The following is a 23,258-nucleotide window of genomic DNA, read 5'->3' on the forward strand; positions in this document are numbered from 1 at the left end:
GCGTGATCGCGGGTCCGTCCGCCGGGGCGCCCGGCGGACGGCGGACGGCGGGCGTACGCCGGGCGCTGTACCCCCGGCGGGACGGCGCGGGCGACGGCGGGTGGCGACGCATGAAACGCGTCTCATCCAGTAGCTGAATTTCCTTACCGTCTGCCCAAATTGACACCCCCGGTCTACTCTGGATCCGTGCCGGAGGACGTGGGGGGCACGCCGTTCTTCCCTGACGGCTGGGAACCCGAAGACGACCACGACCGCGGGGTGTCGGACGAAGAGTTCGCCTCCGTGGTCTTCGACGAGGCCTTTGTACTGGCGGCCGTGGTGCACGAGCCGACCGCTGTCGAACGCCTCCTTGCCGCGGCGCAGGCGAGAGCGGAGGCCTCCGAGGCCGAGGCGCGCCGGGCGCACGCCAGAGGCCTCAGAGACGAGCGCCGCGACGACGCCTTCGGGCCCGACGACCCCGCCTACTACGGCCACGGCCGGCATCTCGACGGCCTGGACGACGCCGGCATCCTGGAGGGCCGCTACGGCGCTCCGGGCACGCACGGCAAGCAGGTCTCCCGCTGGCACCGCCCCGTCGCCTGGATGCTCGCCCTCGTGATGGGGATCGGCATGGTCGCGCTGGCCTTCACGGCGGTCTACCGGGGGGCGTCCTCCAGTCGTGAGGAGCAGGTGCCGCCGCCCGCCTCGACCAATGTCGAGCAGGGGGGAAAGACGACCCCTTCGGCTTCGGCCGACTACTCCCGGCCGGCCGTCTCCGCGTTCCCCCGCACTCCCTGACCCGAACGCGCCCGCGCCCTGTCCCTTCCTGGTGAGAACCTGTCAGAACTGTCAGGCGGCGGCGCGTTTACCGAGGCTTCCGGAGACCTACTCTGAAGGTATGGGCGGACCAGGAGACCCACCTGAGGGGACACCCGAGGCTGCCCCTGGTGGCGGCGAGGACGAGTACCGATCCGTCGTCTTCGACGAGTCGTTCGTCCGCGCTGCCCGGCTCCAGGAGTTCTCCGCGCAGGAGCGCCTGGACGACCATGCGCCGGCCGTACGCCGTCGCCAGCCCCGGCACCGGGGGCTGTCCCGGCAGGCGCTGATCCTTGTGCTGCTGATCGCCGTCGCCTTCGGCACCGCGATCTACATGGGCGTACGGAATCCCTACCAGAGCCCGGTCGCCGAGCCGGCCCCGGAGCCGCTGCGGATGACCGTCATCCCTCTCGCGCCCCAGGGTGCCGTGCCCGGCGCCACCGACCCCGAACAACTGTTCGCGCACAGTCCGGCAGCCCAGTTCGGCATAGGCGCCGAGGGCATCGCACTGCCCGCCACGCGACGCACCGAGCACTTCTCGGACAGCCAGGTCGTCACCGCCCTGACCGCCGCCAAGGACTACCTGGTCGAGTCCTCGCTCTATCCGGAGGTGCTCACCGGCGGCGAGGTCCGAGCCGTGCGGGTGATGCTCGATCCCGACCAACTCGACCAGTTCGACCAGAGCTTCGAACAACCGACCGCCGACGGCAGGCACGCGCCCACCGGATGGCTGGTCCGCTTCGACCCCTCCCGCGCCCAGCTGGCCGACGACCGGATCCGCGTACGGGGCACCCTGCGGGCCACCGAGACCGACTCGGCGACCCTGGAGGTCGTGGCGGACCACACCTTCGTGTACGCGCTGCGGCCGACCGGCGCCGGCGAGCGGGCGAAGGCGTCCCTGTTCACCGTCCGGCGCGAGCTGCACTTCAGCTTCGACCGCGACGACCTGCGCATGCACCAGGTCCGGCTGGTCGTCTCCTACGTCCAGGCCGGACCGCTGTCCTGTGCGGAGGACTCCGTCGGCTACCTGAGGCCGCTGCTGGCCGGCCAGACCGCGAAGGCGGGTGGCCCCGCCGGGACGGATCCCTTTGCGACGGGCAGTGCTACCGCGTTGTGCGGGTCGCTGGCGCCGGGGGCGCAGCCGAAGGTGTGAGGGACGGGCGTGGGCGGGTGCGGGTCCGATGAGGCTTGTCGCGCAGTTCCTCGCGCCCCTAGGTGGGGTCAGGCGTCCGGAGATGTGTTGTCCTGCGGTGGTGTCGAACCGCCGAAGCCGCGCCGCACCCGCCCGCCGAGGTCGCCCGCCCCGCCGGCGATGTCGGAGACCAGCTTCATCAGCGGGTCCTTCGAGTTCTTGACGTTGCTCGCGTAGCTAGCCGCCGACTCACGGAAGGAGCCGGACACCGAGGTGTCCTTGTCCTCCGTGCGGCGCGGGTAGTGGCCGTCCATGACCCGCTGGTAGTCCCGGGACTCGGCCCACTTCTTCAGCTCGGCGGCGCGCACGGTGGTGAAGGGGTGGGTGCGGGGCAGCACGTTCAGGATCTTCAGCACGGAGTCGCGCAGGTCGCCCCCCGCCTCGTACTCCTCCGCCTGGGCGAGGAACGCGTCCACGTTCATCTCGTGCAGGTGGTTGCCGCCGGCGATCTTCATCAGGCCGCGCATGGATGCCCTGAGGTCCTGGCCGACGAGCAGTCCCGCGCGGTCGGCGGACAGCTCCGACTTGCGGAACCACTCGCGCAGGGCGGTGACGATCGCCATGATCGCGATGTTGCCGAGCGGGATCCAGGCGACGCGGAGGGCCAGATTGGTCAGGAACAGCAGGATCGTCCGGTAGACGGAGTGCCCGGACAGGGCGTGTCCGACCTCGTGCCCGACGACGGCCCGCATCTCCTCCTCGTCGAGCAGTTCGACGAGGCCCGTGGTGACGACGATGATCGGCTCGTCCAGGCCGATGCACATCGCGTTGGGCTGCGGGTCCTGGTTGACGTACATCGGCGGGACCTTCTCCAGGTCCAGGATGTGACAGGCGTCGCGCAGCATGGCGTGGAGGTGGGCGAACTGCTGGTCCGAGACGCGCACGGAGTCGGACAGGAACAGCAGCCGCAGACTGCGCTCGGGAAGCAGTCCGCTGAGCGCCTTGAAGACGGTGTCGAACCCGCTGAGCTTGCGCAGGGCGACCAGGGCGGAGCGGTCGGCCGGGTGCTCGTACGCCCGCGAGGAGATTCCAGGGAAGCGGGTGCGCTGTCTGTCGGGCACGTTCTCGTGGCCCTCGGGTCCCTGCCCGTTGCTGTCACGGCTGTCGTCGGACATGTGTTCCCCCATGCGTCTGATTGCCCTATGTGCCCCCCGAAGCGGAGCCCAGCCTAGGCGGAGATACCGTGGCGGGGCAGCACACCCTAAGGAGCGATCCGATGGACCACACCCCCGTAACCGACTGGATCACCGAGGCCGCGAGCGCCGCCGAGAAGCAGGGATCCGGCGATCTGCTTCGGGTCGTGCTGATCGTGATGTTCTTCGGCTGCATCCTGACCGCGTGGTTCCTGCTGCGGGGGTACAGGCAGAAGGACGACTGAGACGGGCCGGAAGTTCCCCCGCCGCCCCCTTCCCGGGTCTGTCGGCGGAGTCGGCGTGATCCTCGTCGCAGGGCACGCTTACGATGGGCCGACGTCTTTATCCCGCCCTCACCGGATAGGTCCTGCCGAAGATGAGCTTCCACAGCACCGCAGCCCAGTTGGTCACCCTCGCAGCCGAGGGCGAGGAGCACGGCGGCAACCACGAGAGTCTCAGCCCCTACCTCACCGGTGGCGGCGCCCTCTTCATCCTGCTGCTCCTGCTGTGGATCACCACCCGCTTCAACCGCGACCGCTGAGTCGGATCCGGGAGGCTTCGGACACCGCGGCCGGTGCCCTCGGGCCGGGCCGGTAGGGTCTGCCGCATGGGAGAGCAGGACATGCCTACCGGTCCGGCGGACAACGCCGGCGACCGCCCGGCACGCGACGCGAAGAGCCGTCAGGGGCTCCGGCGCGTGCTCGGCAACGGTCCGTCGAACCCCGGCAAGCGCCGCCTCGGTGTCATGGGCGGGACATTCGACCCGATCCACCACGGGCACCTCGTGGCGGCCAGCGAGGTCGCCGCGCAGTTCCACCTCGACGAGGTGGTGTTCGTACCGACCGGACAGCCGTGGCAGAAGACCGACCGCAGTGTGTCGCCGGCCGAGGACCGCTATCTGATGACGGTCGTCGCGACCGTCGAGAACCCGCAGTTCTCGGTCAGCCGCATCGACCTCGACCGCGGTGGGCCGACGTACACCACGGACACCCTGCGCGACCTGCGCGCGCTCAACCCCGAGACGGACCTGTTCTTCATCACGGGCGCCGACGCGCTCGGCCAGATCCTCACCTGGCGCGACGCCGACGAACTGTTCTCCCTCGCGCACTTCATCGGAGTCACCCGGCCCGGCCACACCCTGACCGACCCGGGACTCCCGGAGGGCGGTGTCTCGCTCGTCGAGGTTCCCGCCCTGGCCATCTCGTCCACAGACTGCCGTGCGAGGGTCGCCAAGGGCGACCCGGTCTGGTATCTGGTTCCGGACGGTGTGGTGCGCTACATCGACAAGCGCGAGCTGTACCGCGGCGAGTGAGCCGAGAGGGGCACCGGTGAACGACCGACACGACTCGGGGTACGACGGCGACCAGCAGTACGAGCTCGCCGGCTACGACGACTACGGCCGGCCTGTGTACCAGCAGGTGCCGCCACCCCAGCAGCAGTACCAGCAACAGCAGCAGGCACAGCCGAACCCGCAGCAGTACGACCCGTACGCGCAGACCCCGCAGCAGCAGGGCTACGAGGGGTACGGCTACGACCCGTACGCGACCGGGCAGCAGCAGCCCACCCCCTCCTACGACCCGTACGGTGCCGGGAACCCGGCCACCGGGTACGACCCCTACGGGCAGCCGGCGAACAGCGGCCAGCAGCCCCGGGTCGCCGAGCAGGCACCGCCGTCGGTGCCGACGGCCCGGACCGCGCAGGCGGCACCGGCCGCCTACGTGCCGCAGCAGGGCGGTCCGGCCGAGGGCGACCTTCCGCGGGTCCAGGGGGCCCAGGACGCCGCGCAGGACCGGGGTGAACGCGCCTACAGCACCCAGCAGTTCGCCTTCGTCGAGGAGCCCACCGGTGACTCCGAGGACGTCATCGACTGGCTGGACTTCACCGAGAACCGCAGCGAGCGCCGCGAGGAGGCCAAGCGCCGCGCCCGCGGGCGAGCCATCGCCCTGATCGTCGTCCTCGCCCTGGTGGCGGTGGGCGGGGTCGGCTATCTCTGGTACGCGGGGAAGCTGCCGGGGGCATCGTCCGCGGACAGCGGGACCGGCGGGGCCACCACCGCGGGGGCCCAGAAACGGGACGTCGTCGTCGTCCACCTGCACAACACCAAGAAGGGCGGCACCTCCACGGTGCTGCTCGTCGACAACGCCACCAGCAAGCAGGGCACCACGGTCCTGCTGCCCAACTCCCTCGCCCTGACCGACGACGACGGTTCCACGACCACGCTCGCCAAGTCCGTCGACGACGACGGCTCCTCCGGGACACGCGACGCGCTCGACACCGTCCTCGGCACCGACATCGAGGGCACCTGGCGGCTCGACACCCCCTATCTGCAGAACCTCGTCGAGCTGGTCGGCAACATCGACATCGACACCAACGCCGACGTACCCGACCCGGCCGCCAAGAAGGGCACGGCGCCCCTGGTGAAGAAGGGCGAGGACCAGACCCTCAGCGGCAAGATGGCCGTCGCCTACGCCACCTACCTCGCCTCCGGCGAGACCCAGGACGCCCAACTGGAGCGGTTCGGGCAGGTCATGCAGGGAGTGCTGCGCAAACTGTCGTCCGACCCCCAGGCGGCGACGGTCACCGTGCAGACACTGGCGCAGATCCTCGACCCCTCGCTGACCGACAAGGACCTCGGCAGCTTCCTCGCCAGGCTCGCAGACCTCGCCAAGGGCGGCGACTACAGGACAGCGCTGCTGCCGGTCCAGGGCGACGGCACCCTGAGCGCCCAGGCCGGCTCGACGGTGGTCAAGACCGTGCTCGGTGGCACCGCCAAGAGCCCCGACAAGGACGCCGCGGTCCGGGTCTCCGTCCAGAACGCCACCGGCGACAAGGGCGACACCGAGAAGGCCCGCGTCGTCCTCCTGAACGGCGGCTTCACCTTCCTGGAGGCCGGCACGGCCGACACCGCGCGCGCCACCTCCCTGGTCACCTACGGCGACGCGGCCGACAAGGAGAACGCCGTCGAGACCGCCAAGACGCTGGGGCTGCCCACGAGCGCCGTGAAGAAGGGGACCGTCTTCTCGAACGCGGACGTCTCCGTGATCCTCGGCCAGGACTACAAGCCGGCCTCGTGACCGCGCACACCCCGGGCCCCAGTGGGCGCCCGGGGTGTGATCCCGTAATGGCGTGGGGTGGTGTCGGCGGTCCGTGAGACCCTTGGGTAACCCGTACGGGTTCCCGACCGCCGACCGAAAGCCTTGTAGTGACCGCCACTGACCGTTCCATCGAGCTCATCTCCGCCGCCGCGCAGGCGGCTGCCGACAAGCTCGCGCACGACATCATCGCCTACGACGTCAGCGACGTGCTGTCGATCACGGACGCTTTCCTGCTGGCCTCCGCACCCAACGACCGCCAGGTCAAGTCGATCGTCGACGAGATCGAGGAGCGGCTCGGCAAGGAACTCGGCATCAAGCCGGTCCGCCGCGAGGGTGACCGTGAGGCCCGCTGGGTGCTCCTGGACTACGTCGACATCGTCGTCCACGTCCAGCACAGCGAGGAGCGCGTCTTCTACGCCCTGGAGCGGCTCTGGAAGGACTGCCCCGAGCTGGAACTGCCCGCCGACGCCAAGGCCACCCGCGGCAAGGCCGCCGAGCACGCCAAGCTCCAGGCCGAGGAGGACCCCGCCGACTTCGGAGGCCTGCGGTGACCGCACCCTTGTCCGCCGAAACCGGCCGCGAGCCGGGCCAGGGCCGCCGCCTCATCCTGTGGCGCCACGGCCAGACGTCGTGGAACCTGGAGCGGCGTTTCCAGGGCACCACCGACGTCGAGCTCACCGAGACCGGCATCGGTCAGGCCCGTCGCGCCGCCCGGTTGCTCGCGTCCCTGAAGCCCGACGCGATCGTCGCCTCGGACCTCCGGCGCGCGGCGCACACGGCGCGCGAACTCGCCGAGCTCACCGACCTCACGGTGACGCACGACGAGGGCCTGCGGGAGACGTACGCGGGCGTCTGGCAGGGGCTGACGCACGAGGAGATCATCGGCCGCCACGGCGACGAGTACGCCGCCTGGAAGCGCGGTGAGCCCATCCGCCGAGGCGGCGGTGAACTGGAGACCGAGGTCGCCGACCGTGCCGCCCCCGTGGTGCTGAGGCACGCCGAGAAGCTCCCCGAAAACGGCACCCTTGTGGTCGTCAGTCACGGTGGCACCATCCGGACCACCATTGGGCGCCTGCTCGGCCTGGAATCCCGCCATTGGGAGAGCCTCGGCGGTCTCTCCAACTGCTGCTGGTCCGTCCTCGGCGAGGGCGCCCGAGGCTGGCGCCTGCTCGAGCACAACGCCGGCACACTGCCCGAGCCGGTGCTCGGCGACGACGACTGACCCGGATTTCACTTTCCGGCAGGCCGCAGGCTAAAGTTCTTCTTGTTCGCCCCGCCGGGCGGGAAGAACAGACGGGGCTATAGCTCAGTTGGTAGAGCGCCTGCATGGCATGCAGGAGGTCAGGAGTTCAATTCTCCTTAGCTCCACAGTAGATGTTCGGTTGATCAAGGTCCCGCCCCCTCCGGGGGGCGGGATTTTTCGTTCGCCCTGCTTGAGTCACTTGGGGGCCCGGAGGCGTATACCTCTCCGGAAGCTCTGCTTGAGCGCGCGTTCGCGCCGGCTCCGACGGCCTCGGTGGGTGCCGTGTCCGGACTGGTACGAAGGCGTCGCTGACCGTATTGGCCCGGCCGTGGCAGAATCAAACGGCCGGAAGGGGGCGCGGCCCGACGGGAGGGAGTTGCGATGCCTGCGAGCATCCTCAGGGAGGTCGGTCACCTCCCTGAAGCGGCGGTCATACGAGGCAGAAGAACCCGTCTCAGCTGTCCTTCCTGCGGTTCCGGCCATGTCGCCCAGGTGCTCGGTGACAACGGTGGCGTTTCCTACGTGTGCACGGCCTGCGGCCACAGCTGGAGCTGATCGATGGGTGCACACAGGAGGAAATGCGACTGGTGCGGCAGTGGTACGCCCATCGTCCGTGACATGGAGCCGGTGAACCACGACTACCAGTACTGGTGCGAGGAATGCGCGCGGGCGCTGATCATAAAAGGCGACCCGATCGAGACCTACCGTGAGCTGGAGGGCGAGCCGATCTACGGGCGGCTCCTTGAGGAGCACTGCACCCTCAAACGGTTCTACTCGTTCGTCACGGCCTGAGCCCCGGTACCCCTGCCGGGGGCCGTGGAAACGATTTGGTGCTGCACCGGGGGACCGGTAATGTTGGCGTCGCAGCCGGGGAAACCCGCTGGAACGCCGCAAGGGGCTATAGCTCAGTTGGTAGAGCGCCTGCATGGCATGCAGGAGGTCAGGAGTTCAATTCTCCTTAGCTCCACAGAAGTTGAAGGCGGGTCATCCGAACAGGATGACCCGCCTTCGTCGTTGTGCGTGCGCGGGGCGCACGGGGGTGCGGGAGGAACGCGAACGGCGGGCGACTCGACCGATCCGAGTGGCCCGCCGTGGTTGCTTTCGGGTGTCTCAGCGACCGCTGCCGAGGGCGCGGCGGCCTCGGCCGCCGCGCTGGGACAGGACCGGCAGACGGTCGGGGGCGGAGGCCCTGGTGTCCTCCTCGAGACGCAGCGCCAGCGCCGGGCAGCGGCGCACCGCGCGCAGCGCCTTCGCCTCCGCGTACCGGGGCACCTTCGCCTGCGCGACGGTCGGGAAGCCGTCGGCGCCCAGTTCGAAGACCTCCGGGAGGATGTCGGCGCACAGGCCGTGGCCCCGGCAGAGGGTCCAGTCGACGTAGATCTTCTGACGGCTGGGGCCGCTCTCCTCCTCCGCCTGGCCGCCCGGGATGCCCGTGGGTGTCTGACCGCCCTCGAAGAGCGGCAGAACGCCTTCTACGGGCCTTCCGCAGCCGTTTCCGAGGACATGGGCGGCGAGGTCGTCCGTGAACGCCTTGATGGTCGATTCCAGGAACATCGCCGAGCCGTCCGGATGCGAGCACGCGCCGCGCCGCTTCACGGACTTGGCGACCTGCTTGACGGCCTCCAGGGCGGCCGGCCCGCCGCCGTTGAGGATGTCCGCCATACCGCGCGCCGCGGCGGGCAGACCGAGGTAGCAGGGGCCGCACTGACCGGCGCTCTCCTCGGCCAGCCACTGGGCCACGCGCAGCGACTCGCCCAGCGGGCAGGTGTCCTGGCTGATCGGCAGGATCGCGCCGGCGCCGAGCGCGCCGCCCACCGCGTCCAGGGAGTTGCGCGAGACGATCGCCTCGTTGACCGTCGCCGCGTCGATCCACTTGCCGTGGTAGCCGCCGGTCAGCACCCCCTGCGGGACCGGCGGGGCGCCGGCGAGCTGGAGGACGTAGCGCAGCGGGACGCCCGTCGGTACCTCGATCACCATGGGGCGGGCGACCGCTCCGGAGACCGTGAGCATGACCGTGCCCGGCTCGTCGTACAGGCCGGTGTTGCAGTAGCGCTCGGCCCCGATGCGGGCGGCGATCGCCAGCTGGGCGTACGTCTCGGCGTTGGACAGCAGGGTGGGTGCGCCGCCGACGCCGCTCTGCGAGGCGCTGATCTTGCGGCCGGGCGGGATCGCCGGGCCGCCGTCGATGGAACGGATCAGTGAGGCGGCGGCGCCGGTGACCATCCGGATCGGATTGCGCTGCACGCGCGCGCGGAGGGCCGATCTGCGGCCGTTGTTGAGGCCGCGCTCGGCGAGCGCGGCCTCCATGGAACGCTGGGTGGATTCACGTGTCACCCCGATGACGAGGGTGCGGGCGCCCATGGCCTCCGCGCACAGCAGGGCGCCGTCCAGGATCAGGTGCGGGGCACGGTTGACCAGCACCGTGTCCTTGCGGCAGGCGGGCTCGTCCTCGCTCGCGTTGACGACGACGACCGGCCGCACACCGCGGCGGATCGCCGTCTCGGCGACCGACCGCAGCTTCTTGTGGAAGGGGAAACCCGCGCCGCCGCGGCCCTTCAGGGAGATACGTTCGGCGAGCTGTGCGAGCTGCTCGCCGCCCATCGGTTCGAGCGGCCCGTGCACCTTGAGGTGCATGGGCAGATCCAGTCGTTCGACAAGGTCGAAACCCGACGTGAGCTGGGGAAGCCCGACTACGCGGACCTCGGGGACGTCGGGCAGAGCCTCGTTCACTTAAAGCCTCCGGAAGGCGCGTTCCAAGGTTCGCCCGAACCCGGTGCGTCGAAGTCGTACGGAGCACCGGGGTTTGTATCAGTGGCGGGACCGCTGTTGTACGTGTCGTTCGCGTTGTACGTGCCATAGGCGGCATTCGACTCACCGGTGTTGTACATATCACTCGTGCCGTACGCGGCCGTGCCCGGATTGCCATAGGTCGGGATGTTGTATCCGGTGTCGGCCATGGGGTCGTACGCCGACACGGGAGCCTCGCCGACGGGCGGCGGGGACGGGATCGGCCAACTGCCCGACGTGCTGCCGTCCATCCGCGGCATCGCCTCGGTGGCCTGGATGTCCATGCGCGCGGTCTGGTCCATGTACGGGGCCTGCGCGCCCGGGGGCGTCACGGCCCGGTAGGCGGCCGCGAAGCCGTCGTTCGACGGTTCGGGGGTCATGGTTCGGCTGGCCGGAGCGTCGTAGAGCGGCGACGGGGCGGGCCCGCCACGCTGCGAGGGCACCCCCGAGTCCCCACGCGCGGGCCTGCCCGCGGACTGGCTCTCGTAGCCCGGCAGGGTGGACTCCCCGAGGCGCGCCCGGCTCGCGTCCAGGCCCTCGCGGCCCGGTCGCTCCTGGGAACCCAGGACCGCCATGATCTGGGCGGCCACCCTGCGCTTGAACGGGCGGGGTGCCGAGCGCAGTCCCAGGGCCGCGATGACCGCCAGCAGGCACAGGCCGTAGAGGATCGTGAAGATCGGCTTCGCCTGGCGTCCCGCGTACAGCCCGTGGACCAGCGCGAAGCACCAGGCCGGGTAGGCCAGCATGTGCATCGCGCGCCAGCGTGCCGCGACCGGCGCCGGGGAGGCGAACCGGCTGCGCAGGGCACCGGTGACGGCCGTGAAGATCATGAGCAGGCCGGCCATGGAGCCCATGCCGATGAGACCCGAGGTGCCGGTCACGCCGAGGCTGAAGGGGATCAGCGCGGCGATCAGGTCGACGTGGTCGAGTGCCAGCTTGACCGAGACGTGCAGCAGCAGGAAGGCGACCGAGGAGACGGCGGTCGTCCGGTGCACGGCCTGTGCGATCAGTCGCTGACGGGTGTTCAAAAAGACCCGGTCGGTCGCGACCAGGCCCCAGATCACCGAGCAGGAGAGGGCGACCAGTGACAGGACGCCGGCACCGAAGTTCAGGAAGTCCTGGACCGAGTCACCGCCGACCAGCACGATCACCGGTATGAGCAGCAGCATGGCAGCCGTCGCCATCCCGGAGGCCGAACGGCCGGTACCGGGAAGCGAACTGTTACTACGAGGGTTCATGGGGGCAACTCCGAGCGGTTCGGGAAGGCGGTCCCGCGTCGAACTCTAAGTCGAGACATACCGAGGAGTACGAGGTTTGAGTTATTGCGCTGTTACCAAAGGGCTGCGAGGCCGTTGTGATGTCCCATAGGGGTTGTTACGCGAAGTAATTTTTGAACCTGGTTCAGGTTTTGCTGTGTGGCGATTCACGTTTCCCACTGAGGTGCGCGGGTGAGGTGTGGGGGTCCTGTGGGGACTTTCGGGACTCGTTCCGGGCATGGCACCCGGTGCCACGCGCCCGGTGAACTCCGTCGCGGCACGCGTGACGGCTGCGGTACCCTGACGCCATGCGTGCCGTACGCCTTCTGCTTAGTGAGCCGCGCTGATCAGTCCCGACCACTGAGGAATCGTGGTCGGCATCGGCGCGGCGTCCCCTCCTGTGCGAGGGGATTTTTCATTTCCAGCCGCTGGCAGAGACGATCGATGGAGCTTTGAGGACCATGAGCGAGACGAACCCCGCTGCCGCCGAGGTCGCAGCGCCGCACCGCTACACGGCTGCCATGGCGGCCGACATCGAGGCACGCTGGCAGGACTTCTGGGACGCCGAGGGTACGTACTCCGCCCCGAACCCGAGCGGCGATCTGGCGGACGACCCGGAGCTGGCCGCCAGGCCCAAGAAGTTCATCATGGACATGTTCCCGTACCCCTCCGGTGCGGGTCTGCACGTCGGCCATCCGCTGGGCTACATCGCGACCGACGTGTACGCCCGCTTCCAGCGCATGACCGGCCACAACGTCCTGCACACCCTGGGCTTCGACGCCTTCGGCCTGCCCGCCGAGCAGTACGCCGTACAGACCGGCACGCACCCCCGGGTGTCCACCGAGGCCAACATCGAGAACATGAAGGTCCAGCTGCGCCGGCTGGGTCTGGGCCACGACAAGCGCCGGTCCTTCGCCACGATCGACCCGGACTACTACAAGTGGACCCAGTGGATCTTCCTGCAGATCTTCAACTCCTGGTATGACGAGGAGGCGGACAAGGCTCGCCCGATCGCCACCCTGATCGCCCAGTTCGAGAGCGGCGAGCGCGCCGTACCGGGTGACCACGCGCGCGCGTGGAACGACCTGACCGCAGCCGAGCGCGCCGACGTCCTGAGCGAGTACCGCCTGGCGTACGCCTCGGAGGCCCCCGTCAACTGGTGTCCGGGACTGGGCACCGTACTGGCGAACGAGGAGGTCACCGCCGACGGCCGTTCCGAGCGCGGCAACTTCCCCGTCTTCAAGGCCAAGCTGCGCCAGTGGAACATGCGCATCACCGCCTACGCCGACCGGCTGCTGAACGACCTGGACGCGCTGGACTGGCCCGAGGCCATCAAGCTGCAGCAGCGCAACTGGATCGGCCGCTCCGAGGGCGCCCGCGTCGACTTCCCCGCGGGCGGCGAGGCCATCACGGTCTTCACCACCCGCCCGGACACCCTGTTCGGCGCCAGCTACATGGTCCTGGCGCCCGAGCACCCGCTGGTCGAGAAGCTGACCCCGGCCGCCTGGCCGGAGGGCACCCACGACGTCTGGACGGGCGGCCACGCCACGCCCGCCGAGGCCGTCGCCGCCTACCGCGCCCAGGCCGCCTCGAAGTCGGACGTCGAGCGACAGGCCGAGGCCAAGGACAAGACCGGTGTCTTCATCGGCTCGTACGCGACCAACCCGGTCAACGGCGAGAAGGTCCCCGTCTTCATCGCCGACTACGTCCTGATGGGGTACGGCACCGGCGCGATCATGGCCGTCCCGGCGGGCGACCAGCGCGACTTCGAGTTCGCACGCGCCTTCGAGCTGCCCATCCCCTGCATCGTCGAACCGACCGACGGACGCGGCACCGACACCTCGACGTGGGACAACGCCTTCGGGGCGTACGACGCGAAGATCATCAACTCGGCCAACGACGACATCTCGCTGGACGGACTGGCCGTCGCCGACGCCAAGGCGCGCATCACCGAGTGGCTGGAGGGCAAGGGCATCGGCCGCGGGACCGTCAACTTCCGGCTGCGCGACTGGCTGTTCAGCCGCCAGCGCTACTGGGGCGAGCCTTTCCCCATCGTCTACGACGAGGACGGCGTCGCCCACTCGCTGCCCGAGGCGATGCTGCCCCTGGAGCTGCCCGAGGTCGAGGACTACTCGCCGCGCACCTTCGACGCGGACGACGCGAACACCTCCCCGGAGACCCCGCTGTCCCGCAACGCGGACTGGGTCAACGTCACCCTGGACCTGGGTGACGGGCGCGGCCCGCAGAAGTACCGCCGCGAGACCAACACCATGCCCAACTGGGCCGGTTCCTGCTGGTACGAGCTGCGTTACCTGGATCCGCACAACAGCGAGAAGCTGGTCGACCCGGCCATCGAGCAGTACTGGATGGGCCCCCGCGAAGGGCAGCCCCACGGCGGCGTCGACCTGTATGTCGGCGGCGCCGAGCACGCCGTGCTGCATCTGCTGTACGCGCGCTTCTGGTCCAAGGTCCTGTTCGACCTGGGCCACGTCTCCTCGGTCGAGCCGTTCCACCGGCTGTTCAACCAGGGCATGATCCAGGCCTTCGTGTACCGCGACAGCCGCGGCATCGCCGTCCCGGCCGCCGAGGTGGAGGAGCGCGACGGCGCCTTCTTCCACAACGGCGAGAAGGTCTCCCGGCTGCTGGGCAAGATGGGCAAGTCCCTGAAGAACGCCGTCACTCCGGACGAGGTCAGCGCCGAGTACGGGGCCGACACGCTGCGCCTGTACGAGATGGCGATGGGTCCCCTGGACGTGTCGCGGCCGTGGGACACGCGCGCGGTGGTGGGCCAGTACCGGCTGCTGCAGCGGCTGTGGCGCAACGTCGTCGACGAGGAGAGCGGCGAGGTCACCGTCGTCGACACCGAGGCCGACGAGACGACCCTGCGTGCCCTGCACAAGGCGATCGACGGCGTCCGCCAGGACCTGGAGGGCCTGCGGTTCAACACCGCGATCGCCAAGGTCACCGAGCTGAACAACCACCTGACCAAGGTGGGCGGTCCGGTCGCGCGCCCCGTCGCCGAGGCCCTGGTGCTGCTGGTCGCGCCGCTGGCCCCGCACATCGCCGAGGAACTGTGGCGCAGGCTGGGCCACCACGACTCGGTCGTCCACCAGGACTTCCCGGTCGCGGACCCCGCGTACGTCGTGGACGAGAGCGTGACCTGCGTCGTGCAGATCAAGGGCAAGGTCAGGGCCCGCCTGGAGGTCTCGCCGTCGATCTCCGACGACGAGCTGGAGAAGGTGGCGCTGAGCGACGACAAGGTCGTGGAGGCGCTGGCCGGAGCGGAGATCCGCAAGGTGATCGTGCGGGCGCCGAAGCTGGTCAACATCGTCACGGCGTAGGCGTAGGCGCGGGTGTCGGCGCGGGCATCGACGCGGATGCGGATGCGGACGCTGACACGGGCGTGAGCGTGGGTGGCTCGTCCGGCTGCTCCGGGTAGTCCCCTACGGGCAGGTTCGGGGTTCTTTTGGAACTCCGGGCCTGCTCTTTGCGTTTACCGTTGAAGAGCGGCTCGAAGGCCGCGACCGGTAGGAGGAGGAGCGTCGTGGAAGCCGCTGTCGCAGTTGTCGCCCTGCTCTTCCTGCTGTTCGTGGTGCTGGGCGTGTACGCGACCGTGAAGGTGGTCGGCGCGGCCAAGAGAGGCGTGGACCGGACGATCTCGCAGGCTCGCCGCACGGTCGAGGACACCACGCTGCGCGCCAAGACCTACGCCCAGCCCGGCCCGGCCGGCGAGCTGGCCCAGCTCAGGCTCAAGCTGCGCACATCGATGCGGGCCACGCAGGACGCGCTGCACGCCGGAGTCGGCGAGGACGAGTCCCTCAAGGAGTCGCTCGGCCTCTTCGAGCGGCTCAGCTCGCACGGCCACGAGCTGGACGCGGAACTCAAGAGGCTGGAGTCCGAGCCCGACCGGGCGACGCTCGTCGCGCGGCTGCCCGCCCTGCGCGAGCGCACCGGTCAGATCACGCACGCGGCCGACTCGCTGCGCTGGGCGGCCCGGGACCGGGCGACGCGTTTCGCGGACGACGACCTGGACGCCCTGAGGACCCAGATAGACGTCGAGGCGGGCGCCCTGCGGCACTGGACGACCGCGGAGCCCACGCCTGCCGCGACCCCTGTGCAGACCCCCACCCCTGCCTCCGCTCCGGCGCCGTGGCCCGAGGCCCCGGCCCCCGACGGCGCGACGGCGCAGCAGACCTGGCCGGACAACCCCGACGCGCGCCGGGCCGCCGAGCCGACCCGGCCGGCGATCACCCCGCCTGTCCAGCAGCCCGTCTACCCCTGGCAGAAGAAACCCCGTCCCGAGAGCACGACTTGATCCCGCGGCACGACTCCGGCCCCGCCGCGGGTGAAAGGGGCGGGCTGCCGCCCACCACCTACGGCAGGTAATCTCCAGATCATGTCCCGCCATGTCGCGATCGTCACCGATTCAACGGCCTACCTGCCGCCGCTGATGATGGAGCGCCACGGCATCATCGCGGTGCCGCTGACCGTGGTCCTCGGTGACCAGGCACTCGAAGAGGGCACCGAGATCTCGGCCCGTTCCCTGGCCCAGGCACTCCAGAAGCGCCGGCCCGTCACCACCTCCCGCCCGAGCCCCCAGCTCTTCGCGGAGACCTATCGCAAGCTCGCCGAGTCCGGCGCCACCGGCATCGTCTCGCTGCATCTCTCCGCCGAGTTCTCGGGCACGTACGACGCCGCGGTGCTGGCGGCCCGTGAGGCGCCGGTGCCCGTGCGGGTGGTGGACACCGGCGTGGTCGCGATGGCCCTCGGGTTCTGCGCCCTTTCGGCGGCCGAGGCGGCGGAAGCGGGCGGCACGGTGGACGAGGCGGTCACCGCCGCGGAGAAGCGGGCCGCCGGCACGTCCGCGTACTTCTACGTCGACACGCTCGACTATCTGCGTCGCGGCGGTCGGATAGGCGCCGCGCAGGCGCTCCTCGGCTCCGCCCTCGCCGTGAAGCCGCTGCTGCAGCTGGACGGGGGCCGGATCGAGCTGCGGGAGAAGGTACGGACGGCGTCCAAGGCGATCGCCCGTCTGGAGGAGATCGTCGCCGATCAGGCGGGTGGCGCGCAGGTCGACATCGCCGTTCACCATCTGGCCGCCCCCGACCGGGCAGCCGCCCTCGCGGACCGACTGCGGCTACGGGTGCCGGGGCTGGCCGAGTTGCATGTGAGCGAGGTCGGGGCGGTGATCGGGGCGCACACGGGGCCCGGGCTGCTGGGAGTCGTCGTCTCGCCTCGGTGAGGGGTGCCGCAGGCTCTGACGGCAGGGTTTCGCCTGGGCGCGTGACTCGTGTGGGTGACGGAGTTATCCACAACCGGCGGGTAATCCACCGGAATTGAGCAAGATCATCGCGAGCTGGAGGATTCCTCCATCCTCGGCGCATGGCACTTCGATCACGTTCACACGCAACCACTCCGACCAGTGGCCCGGGCCGCGGCCCGATGTCCGACGGCCGCGTCCGGCACAGCCATCGACGCCCGCACGGCCGGGCCCGACAGCGACAGGCGTCTGCCGACGAGATCCGCCGCCGGGCGGAGACGCTCTTCGGCGAACAGGCGCTGCGACGAAGGGAGTCGGGGAACGGGCCGCCGGGTGGTGAGCGGGACGCGGAGGCGGGGGACCACGGGGAGACGGGGGACTGCGGGGAGGGGACGCGGGTCGTCACTCCGACGGTGCGTCTCGATACCCCGGTTCACGCCTCAGGTGATGTTCCGGTCGCAGTTTCGGCGGTTGATGTCCCGGTCGCGCTTCTTCGTGGATGGGCGGGCGTCAGCAGAGACGCGCCTCGTGTGGCGCAAGTGCCGGAGTCCGTGGAGTCCGCGGAGACTGTGGAAGCCGTGGAAATTCCGGTGGCGGTGGGCAGTGGTGCCGGTGTCGGTGCCCGTGCTGTGGGCGGTCGGGTTGCTGGAGCTTGGCAGGAGCGGGCCGGGTTCGCGGTGCGGGAGCGGATGCCTGTCTGGTTGCAGGTGCGGTGCGGTCTGGAGCGGCGGAGCGTGCTGGCGCTCACGGTGGTGCTGGTCGCTGCCGCGTTGCTCGCCACACAGCACTTCTGGACGGGGCGTGCCCAGTCCGTTCGGGCGCCGGAGGTCGTGCGGGCGGCGGCGCCGGTGGGGGCGGCGCGTGCGGATGGTGCGGCCGTCCCCCGGGGTGTCGCGGGAGCGGCCGGGGCCCAGATCGTGGTGGACGTCAGCGGCAAGGTGCGTGCACCGGGAGTGCATCGTCTGCCGGCCGGGTCCAGGGTCACCGACGCCCTGCGAGCCGCAGGTGGGGTGCGTCCAGGTACGAAGACGGACGGACTCAACCGCGCGCGCTTCCTGGTGGACGGCGAACAGGTGGTGGTCGGCGGGGCCGTGCCCGCACCGGGCGCCGTCCTGAGCGGTACGGGCGGCTCGGGTGGCGGGGGAACGGGCGGCTCCATGGGCGGTCCGGCGGCTGGACCGATGGCGCCCGTACCGTTGAACACGGCCACGGTGGATCAGCTCGACACCTTGCCGGGGGTCGGTCCTGTGCTGGCCCAGCACATCATCGACTACCGCACCCAGCACGGCGGATACCGGTCGGTGGACGAACTGCGCGAGGTGAACGGCATCGGTGACCGGCGCTTCGCCGACCTGCGAAATCTCGTGCGGCCATGAACCGGGTACCGCCCGCCTCGGAGCCCGAGGGGCCACCCGGTCGTGTGGTGGCCGGGGCCGCGCACGAGGAGCCCGGCACACACGATGACCAGGTCGCCCCCGCTCAGCGAGTGCCCCGCGCACGCGGGTCCGTGCACGCTGCCTCGGGAAAACGCCTGGGGGCAGCCAATCCCCGGCAGGAAGGGCCGACGGATTTGCGGTTGGTGCCGCCCGCACTGGCGGCCTGGGCGACGGCGGCACTGGCGCTGGACGTCCCGCCCGGCTGGGCCACCGGCGGTGCGGTCGTGTGTGCGGGCGTGGCGGGGCTGCTCCTGCTGGCCCGACGAACTTCCGGGGAGCCCGGTCTCGCGTCGGCCGGACAGTCCCGGCGGGGAAGCTGGTCGCGGGTTTCCGTGGCCGCCGTGCTGCTCTGTGTCGCCGCCGCCGCGGTCTCCGCCGGATTGCACGGGGCCGATCTGCGGCGGGGACCGGTGCCGGAATTGGCTCAGCGGTATGCGCGGGTGACGGCCGAGTTGGAGGTCACCTCGGATCCGCGACTCACCCGGCCCCGTGTCCAGGGCGCCCATGCCCTGCCGACCGCCGTACTGATCGAGGCCGATGTCCGGCGAGTCGAGAAGGCGGACGGGAGTGTGATGGCGACGCGCACGCCGGTGCTGGTGACCGTCGACATGGGCGTGAAGCCGAGGAAGACCGGACCGTTCCACCGGGCGTCGAACGCGGCGGATTCGGTGGACGCGGGTATGTCGGCGGACGGGCCTGAGAGTTCGCCCTGGCTCGGGCTGTTGCCGTCCACACGGTTGCGGGTGACCGGGCGGCTCGTGCCCGCGTTGACGGGCGGCGACCGGGTCGCGGCCGTGCTGCGGGTACGGGACAGTGCCGCTCCGGAGGTGGTGGGGCAGCCCTCGGCGGCGCAGCGGTTCGCGGGGCGGCTGCGTGCGGGGCTGCGGGACGCCACCGAGGACCTGCCGGGGGACGCGCGGGCGCTGCTGCCCGGGCTGGTGGTCGGAGACACCTCCCGCGTCACACCCGAGCTGGACCAGGCGTTCAAGGAGACCGACCTCACTCATCTTTTGGCTGTAAGCGGGGCGAACTTCACGATTCTGCTCGCCCTGCTCATCGGCCCGCCCGCCCTTGCCCAGCAGGTCGAACGGCGGGGTCTCGCACCGCGCCTGGGCCTCTCCCTCCGGACGACCGCACTGGTCGGTGGCGCGCTCACCCTGGGGTTCGTCGTCGTGTGCCGACCCGACCCGAGTGTGCTGCGGGCCGCGGCCTGCGGATCTGTCGCACTGCTCGCCCTCGCGACCGGGCGACGCCGGTCACTGATCCCGGCGCTGGCGACGGCGGTTCTGCTCCTGGTGCTGTACGACCCCTGGCTGGCGCGGAGTTACGGCTTCCTGCTCTCCGTCCTGGCCACCGGCGCGCTCCTCACCCTCGCGCCCCGCTGGAGCCCGGCGTTGCGCAGGCGTGGGGTGCCGCCGCGGCTGGCGGAGGCGCTGGCCGCGGCCGGTGCGGCACAGGCCGTGTGCGCGCCGGTCGTGGCTGTGCTGTCGGCAAGGGTGAGCCTGGTGGCGGTGCCGTGCAACCTGCTCGCGGAGTTCGCCGTTGCCCCGGCCACCGTGCTGGGGTTCGCGGCACTGGCCTCGGCGCAGGTGGCGATGCCGGTGGCCAGGATGCTGGCCTGGGTCGCGAGTTGGCCCGCGGGATGGATCGTGGACATCGCCCGTACGGGAGCGGCCCTGCCCGGCGGGGGAGTGGACTGGCCGGGGAGCTGGACGGGCGCGCTGCTGCTGGGGCTGTGCATGGTGCTCGTGGTGTTCGCCGGCGCGCGACTGCTCAGGCATCCCTGGTGGTGCGCGGCCTGCGGTGTGCTGTTGCTCCTGGTCGTGGTCCGGCCGGCGCCGCTGACCAGGGTGATCACGGGGTGGCCGCCGCCGGGGTGGCGGTTCGTCATGTGCGACGTGGGACAGGGCGACGCGACCGTGCTCGCGGCGGGGGAGGGCACCGGTGTGGTCGTGGACGCCGGCCCCGACCCAGCCCTGGTCGACCACTGTCTGCGCGAACTCGGCATCACCAAGGTGCCCCTCGTCATCCTCACCCACTTCCACGCGGACCATGTCGCGGGGCTGCCCGGCGTACTGCGCGGGCGCTCGGTGGGCGCGATCGAGACGACAGGGTTCGAAGAGCCCGAGGACCAGGCCGAGTTCGTGCTCAGAGAGGCGGCGGCCCGGGGCGTCCCGGTGACGCGTGCCGTCGCCGGTGAGCGGCGGCGGACGGGTGACCTCGACTGGGAGGTGCTGTGGCCGAGACCGGCGCCGGCCCCTGAACCGGAGGGCGCCAACGACGCCAGTGTCACCCTGCTCGTACGGTCGGCCGGGCTGCGCCTGCTGCTCCTCGGGGACCTCGAACCTCCGGCGCAGCGCGCGCTGTTGAGTTCACCGGCCGCCGCTCAGGTGCGTGGCGTGGACGTCCTCAAGGTGGCCCATCACGGGTCGGCCTACCAGGACCCGGACCTCATACGGGCGGCTGCTCCGCGGCTGGCGCTCATCTCGTGCGGCGCGGACAACACGTACGGGCATCCGGCTCCCAGCACGGTGGCGGCGCTCAGGGACGGGGGTGCTGTGGTGCTGCGGACGGACGAGGACGGGGCCCTGGCGGTCGTCGGGGCGGGCCGGGATCTGCGGGTGGCGGGAAACTGAGACCATGAACTCCGAACAGGCTGATGCCTACCTGCGCCGGTTGGGTGCCGAGCGTCCCGCGTCGCCCAGCTTCGACGTGTTGCGCGAGCTGCAACTGCGGCACCTGGTGTCGGTGCCCTTCGAGAACCTCTCGATCCATCTGGGCGAGGACATCGTGCTGGACGAGGACCGGCTGTTCGACAAGGTGGTGAACGCCCGTCGGGGCGGGTTCTGCTACGAACTCAACGGTGTCTTCGGAGCGTTGCTCACGGCACTGGGCTTCGATGTCACATTGCTCGCGGCGCGGGTGTACGGCGACGAGGACCGGCTCGGCATTCCCTACGACCATCTCGCGCTCCGGGTGCGGACGGCCGACGACGGGGACTGGCTGGTCGACGTGGGCTTCGGGGCGCACAGTCACCGGCCGGTGGCGATAGGGCAGCGCCAGGAGCAGGAGGATCCGGGCGGTACGTTCCGGGTCGTCGAGGCGGGGCCGGACGCGGCGGGAGCACGAGGTGACGGGGCGGACGACGGCCCGGGTGACCTGGACGTGGTCCGGGACGGTGTGCGCCAGTACCGGCTGGAGCTGCGGCCCCGTGTGCTCGGGGACTTCGTCGCCGGGGCCTGGTGGCACAGCACCTCGCCGGAGTCGCATTTCACGCGGTCCCTGGTCTGTTCGCGGGTCACGGAGGACGGAGGGAGGATCACGCTCAGCGGCCGGAGTCTCACGGTGACGGCGCCGGGCGGGGAACGGGAGGTGAGGGAGCTGGAGGCGGACAGCGAGGTGCTCTCCGTGTACCGGGAGCGGTTCGGGATCGAGGTGACGGGCGTGCCGACGGTACGGGGAACCGGTGGGGCGGCTGAGGCCACCGGGGGAGCTGGGTGACTGGAGGTGACCGGGGCGGCCGGGGTGGAGCGAGGGGATCGGGGCGGCGGGGTGGCGGAAAATGTTTCCGTGGACGATGTGAGACATGTGCTGGTGCTGCCCGACCGTGATGCCGCCGAGGACGTGGTGGAGGCGCTGCGTGACCGGTTCGGTATCCGTGAGGAGCCCCAGCTCGTACGGGATGCCCTGGCCGGTGAGGACGACGCCGAGGACGCGCAGTGGCTCGTGGTGTTGCGGGACGAGGCGGGGCGGCTGGATCCGCAGGAGCTGGACGAGTTCGTGGGGGAGTGGGAGGGGTGGCGGGAGGAGCCGTAGCCGGGTGAGCGGGCGGGCGGGGCCGTGGTCGAGGTGGTGGGCAGGGCTGTGGTCGGGCCGCGTTGTCAGTGGCTCGTGGGATGCTTTCCCCGATGGCCAAGAAGACCGCACATGACGACCCTCTCGCCCCCGTCACGCTTGCCGTGGGCCAGGAGGACCTCCTGCTCGACCGTGCCGTGCAGGAGGTGGTGGCCGCAGCTCGGGCCGCCGACGCCGACACGGACGTACGAGACCTGACCTCGGACCAGTTGCAGCCGGGCACGCTGGCTGAGCTGACCAGTCCGTCGCTCTTCTCCGAGCGCAAGGTCGTGGTCGTACGCAACGCGCAGGATCTGTCGGCCGACACGGTCAAGGACGTGAAGGCGTACTTCGGGGCGCCCGCGGAGGAGATCACCCTCGTGCTGCTGCACGCGGGGGGAGTCAAGGGCAAGGGGCTGCTCGACGCGGCGCGCAAGGCGGGGGCGCGGGAGGTGGCGTGTCCCAAGATGACGAAGCCGGCGGATCGGCTGGCGTTCGTGCGGTCGGAGTTCCGGGTGACGGGGAGATCGGCCACACCGGAGGCGTGTCAGGCGCTCGTCGACTCGATCGGCAGTGATCTGCGGGAGCTGGCGTCCGCGGTGACTCAGCTCGTCGCGGATGTCGAGGGGACGATCGACGGGGCGGTGGTCGGGCGGTACTACACGGGGCGGGCCGAGGCGTCGAGCTTCGAGGTCGCCGACCGGGCCGTGGAGGGGCGGGCGGCCGAGGCGCTGGAGGCGTTGCGGTGGTCGTTGTCCACCGGGGTGGCGCCGGTGCTGATCACCAGTGCGTTGGCGCAGGGGGTGCGGGCGATCGGGAAGCTGTCCTCCGCGCGGGGTGGGGGTCGGTCGGCGGATCTCGCGCGGGAGCTGGGAATGCCGCCGTGGAAGATCGACCGGGTTCGGCAGCAGATGCGGGGGTGGACTCCGGATGGGGTCGCTGAGGCGTTGCGGGCGGTGGCTGAGGCTGATGCGGGGGTGAAGGGGGGTGGGGATGATCCCGAGTATGCGTTGGAGAAGGCGGTTGTGGTGATTGCTCGGGCTGCTCGGTCTCGGGGGCGGGGGTAGGGGGTGGGGGTTTTCGCCCCCGCCGCCCCTACCCGTCCCATCCCGTTCCTGGGGGCTGCGCCCCAGACCCCCGCTTTCGGCCCTGAACGGGCCTTGTCCTCAATCGCCGGACGGGCTGGAAAAGCGGGCCGGGGCTGGAGAGGTGACCGCTCGCGGTGGA

General features: G+C 70.7%; 20 protein-coding genes and 2 tRNA genes. 19 read left to right on the top strand and 3 right to left on the bottom strand.

Annotation, left to right across the window (positions count from 1 at the left end; genetic code table 11):
- Positions 1-159 precede the first annotated feature (159 nt).
- Together PV734_RS43100 and PV734_RS43105 are read left to right on the top strand one after the other, a co-directional pair.
- Entirely contained in the window at positions 160-777 is a 618-nt protein-coding gene (locus PV734_RS43100; RefSeq protein WP_319294785.1) for a hypothetical protein, read from the top strand.
- A gap of 100 nt (positions 778-877) precedes the next feature.
- Positions 878-1,948, top strand: a complete 1,071-nt coding sequence (locus PV734_RS43105) for a hypothetical protein (protein ID WP_319093451.1) — start codon at positions 878-880, stop codon at positions 1,946-1,948.
- A 68-nt stretch (positions 1,949-2,016) separates the two neighbouring features.
- Here the strand turns inward: PV734_RS43105 and PV734_RS43110 are convergent, their stop codons facing one another.
- Positions 2,017-3,102 (bottom strand): M48 family metallopeptidase, encoded by a 1,086-nt coding sequence (locus PV734_RS43110; protein ID WP_319093450.1) that lies wholly within the window; start codon positions 3,100-3,102, stop codon positions 2,017-2,019.
- A gap of 101 nt (positions 3,103-3,203) precedes the next feature.
- Between PV734_RS43110 and PV734_RS43115 the strand changes: the two genes are divergently transcribed.
- The 9 genes from PV734_RS43115 (at position 3,204) to PV734_RS43155 (ending at position 8,425) form a co-directional block, all read left to right on the top strand.
- Positions 3,204-3,365 (top strand): hypothetical protein, encoded by a 162-nt coding sequence (locus PV734_RS43115; protein WP_006376179.1) that lies wholly within the window; start codon positions 3,204-3,206, stop codon positions 3,363-3,365.
- A 131-nt stretch (positions 3,366-3,496) separates the two neighbouring features.
- On the top strand, positions 3,497-3,661 hold the full coding sequence (locus PV734_RS43120) for a hypothetical protein (RefSeq protein WP_003990192.1): 165 nt from the start codon (positions 3,497-3,499) through the stop codon (positions 3,659-3,661).
- Between the two features lie 66 nt (positions 3,662-3,727).
- On the top strand, positions 3,728-4,432 hold the full coding sequence (gene nadD, locus PV734_RS43125) for a nicotinate-nucleotide adenylyltransferase (protein WP_319093449.1): 705 nt from the start codon (positions 3,728-3,730) through the stop codon (positions 4,430-4,432).
- Positions 4,433-4,448: 16 nt separating this feature from the next.
- Complete coding sequence (locus PV734_RS43130; RefSeq protein WP_319294786.1) at positions 4,449-6,194, top strand: LytR C-terminal domain-containing protein; 1,746 nt, start codon at positions 4,449-4,451, stop codon at positions 6,192-6,194.
- Positions 6,195-6,322: 128 nt separating this feature from the next.
- A complete protein-coding gene (gene rsfS, locus PV734_RS43135) occupies positions 6,323-6,766 on the top strand; it encodes a ribosome silencing factor (RefSeq protein ID WP_006376171.1) in 444 nt (147 codons plus the stop codon).
- A gap of 8 nt (positions 6,767-6,774) precedes the next feature.
- Complete coding sequence (locus tag PV734_RS43140) at positions 6,775-7,437, top strand: histidine phosphatase family protein (RefSeq protein WP_319093483.1); 663 nt, start codon at positions 6,775-6,777, stop codon at positions 7,435-7,437.
- Positions 7,438-7,510: 73 nt separating this feature from the next.
- Positions 7,511-7,583 (top strand) — tRNA-Ala (locus tag PV734_RS43145).
- A 433-nt stretch (positions 7,584-8,016) separates the two neighbouring features.
- Positions 8,017-8,250, top strand: coding sequence for a hypothetical protein (locus PV734_RS43150; protein WP_044472114.1), 234 nt, complete (start codon positions 8,017-8,019; stop codon positions 8,248-8,250).
- 102 nt (positions 8,251-8,352) lie between these two features.
- A tRNA-Ala gene (locus PV734_RS43155) sits at positions 8,353-8,425 on the top strand.
- 143 nt (positions 8,426-8,568) lie between these two features.
- Here the strand turns inward: PV734_RS43155 and PV734_RS43160 are convergent.
- Both PV734_RS43160 and PV734_RS43165 read right to left on the bottom strand, forming a co-directional pair.
- Positions 8,569-10,188, bottom strand: coding sequence for an NADH-ubiquinone oxidoreductase-F iron-sulfur binding region domain-containing protein (locus tag PV734_RS43160; protein WP_319093447.1), 1,620 nt, complete (start codon positions 10,186-10,188; stop codon positions 8,569-8,571).
- Complete coding sequence (locus PV734_RS43165) at positions 10,185-11,483, bottom strand: ferric reductase-like transmembrane domain-containing protein (protein WP_319093446.1); 1,299 nt, start codon at positions 11,481-11,483, stop codon at positions 10,185-10,187. The genes PV734_RS43160 and PV734_RS43165 overlap by 4 nt, the downstream gene beginning before the upstream one ends.
- 479 nt (positions 11,484-11,962) lie before the next feature.
- Here PV734_RS43165 and leuS point away from each other — a divergent pair, with 479 nt between their 5' ends.
- The 8 genes from leuS (at position 11,963) to holA (ending at position 23,098) form a co-directional block, all read left to right on the top strand.
- Positions 11,963-14,842 carry a leucine--tRNA ligase gene (gene leuS / locus PV734_RS43170; protein ID WP_319294787.1) on the top strand — a complete coding sequence of 960 codons (2,880 nt, stop codon included), beginning with the start codon at positions 11,963-11,965 and terminating at the stop codon, positions 14,840-14,842.
- Between the two features lie 203 nt (positions 14,843-15,045).
- Positions 15,046-15,816: a hypothetical protein gene (locus tag PV734_RS43175; RefSeq protein WP_319294788.1), complete on the top strand. Its 771-nt coding sequence runs from the start codon at positions 15,046-15,048 to the stop codon at positions 15,814-15,816.
- 81 nt (positions 15,817-15,897) lie between these two features.
- Entirely contained in the window at positions 15,898-16,743 is an 846-nt protein-coding gene (locus tag PV734_RS43180; protein WP_319093443.1) for a DegV family protein, read from the top strand.
- Positions 16,744-16,883: 140 nt separating this feature from the next.
- Positions 16,884-18,137, top strand: a complete 1,254-nt coding sequence (locus tag PV734_RS45985; RefSeq protein WP_415924368.1) for a helix-hairpin-helix domain-containing protein — start codon at positions 16,884-16,886, stop codon at positions 18,135-18,137.
- Positions 18,134-20,833: a ComEC/Rec2 family competence protein gene (locus PV734_RS43190; RefSeq protein ID WP_415924369.1), complete on the top strand. Its 2,700-nt coding sequence runs from the start codon at positions 18,134-18,136 to the stop codon at positions 20,831-20,833. The genes PV734_RS45985 and PV734_RS43190 overlap by 4 nt, the downstream gene beginning before the upstream one ends.
- A gap of 4 nt (positions 20,834-20,837) precedes the next feature.
- Entirely contained in the window at positions 20,838-21,698 is an 861-nt protein-coding gene (locus PV734_RS43195; protein WP_319093441.1) for an arylamine N-acetyltransferase, read from the top strand.
- Positions 21,699-21,767: 69 nt separating this feature from the next.
- On the top strand, positions 21,768-22,013 hold the full coding sequence (locus PV734_RS43200; protein WP_319093440.1) for a hypothetical protein: 246 nt from the start codon (positions 21,768-21,770) through the stop codon (positions 22,011-22,013).
- A gap of 92 nt (positions 22,014-22,105) precedes the next feature.
- Positions 22,106-23,098, top strand: coding sequence for a DNA polymerase III subunit delta (gene holA, locus PV734_RS43205; protein ID WP_319093439.1), 993 nt, complete (start codon positions 22,106-22,108; stop codon positions 23,096-23,098).
- Positions 23,099-23,258 lie beyond the last annotated feature (160 nt).

Origin of the sequence: Streptomyces sp. AK08-02 (assembly GCF_033795085.1) — a bacterium.
Classification (GTDB): Bacteria; Actinomycetota; Actinomycetes; order Streptomycetales; family Streptomycetaceae; genus Streptomyces; species Streptomyces echiniscabiei.

What these genes read in the sequence shown, in the direction of transcription:
- PV734_RS43105 (WP_319093451.1), top strand. Translation starts at nt 878, where the DNA reads ATGGGCGGACCAGGAGACCCACCTGAGGGGACACCCGAGGCTGCCCCT.
- PV734_RS43110 (WP_319093450.1), bottom strand. Translation starts at nt 3,102, where the DNA reads ATGTCCGACGACAGCCGTGACAGCAACGGGCAGGGACCCGAGGGCCAC.
- PV734_RS43115 (WP_006376179.1), top strand. Translation starts at nt 3,204, where the DNA reads ATGGACCACACCCCCGTAACCGACTGGATCACCGAGGCCGCGAGCGCC.
- PV734_RS43120 (WP_003990192.1), top strand. Translation starts at nt 3,497, where the DNA reads ATGAGCTTCCACAGCACCGCAGCCCAGTTGGTCACCCTCGCAGCCGAG.
- nadD (WP_319093449.1), top strand. Translation starts at nt 3,728, where the DNA reads ATGGGAGAGCAGGACATGCCTACCGGTCCGGCGGACAACGCCGGCGAC.
- PV734_RS43150 (WP_044472114.1), top strand. Translation starts at nt 8,017, where the DNA reads ATGGGTGCACACAGGAGGAAATGCGACTGGTGCGGCAGTGGTACGCCC.
- PV734_RS43165 (WP_319093446.1), bottom strand. Translation starts at nt 11,483, where the DNA reads ATGAACCCTCGTAGTAACAGTTCGCTTCCCGGTACCGGCCGTTCGGCC.
- leuS (WP_319294787.1), top strand. Translation starts at nt 11,963, where the DNA reads ATGAGCGAGACGAACCCCGCTGCCGCCGAGGTCGCAGCGCCGCACCGC.
- PV734_RS43180 (WP_319093443.1), top strand. Translation starts at nt 15,898, where the DNA reads ATGTCCCGCCATGTCGCGATCGTCACCGATTCAACGGCCTACCTGCCG.
- PV734_RS45985 (WP_415924368.1), top strand. Translation starts at nt 16,884, where the DNA reads ATGGCACTTCGATCACGTTCACACGCAACCACTCCGACCAGTGGCCCG.
- PV734_RS43190 (WP_415924369.1), top strand. Translation starts at nt 18,134, where the DNA reads ATGAACCGGGTACCGCCCGCCTCGGAGCCCGAGGGGCCACCCGGTCGT.
- PV734_RS43195 (WP_319093441.1), top strand. Translation starts at nt 20,838, where the DNA reads ATGAACTCCGAACAGGCTGATGCCTACCTGCGCCGGTTGGGTGCCGAG.
- holA (WP_319093439.1), top strand. Translation starts at nt 22,106, where the DNA reads ATGGCCAAGAAGACCGCACATGACGACCCTCTCGCCCCCGTCACGCTT.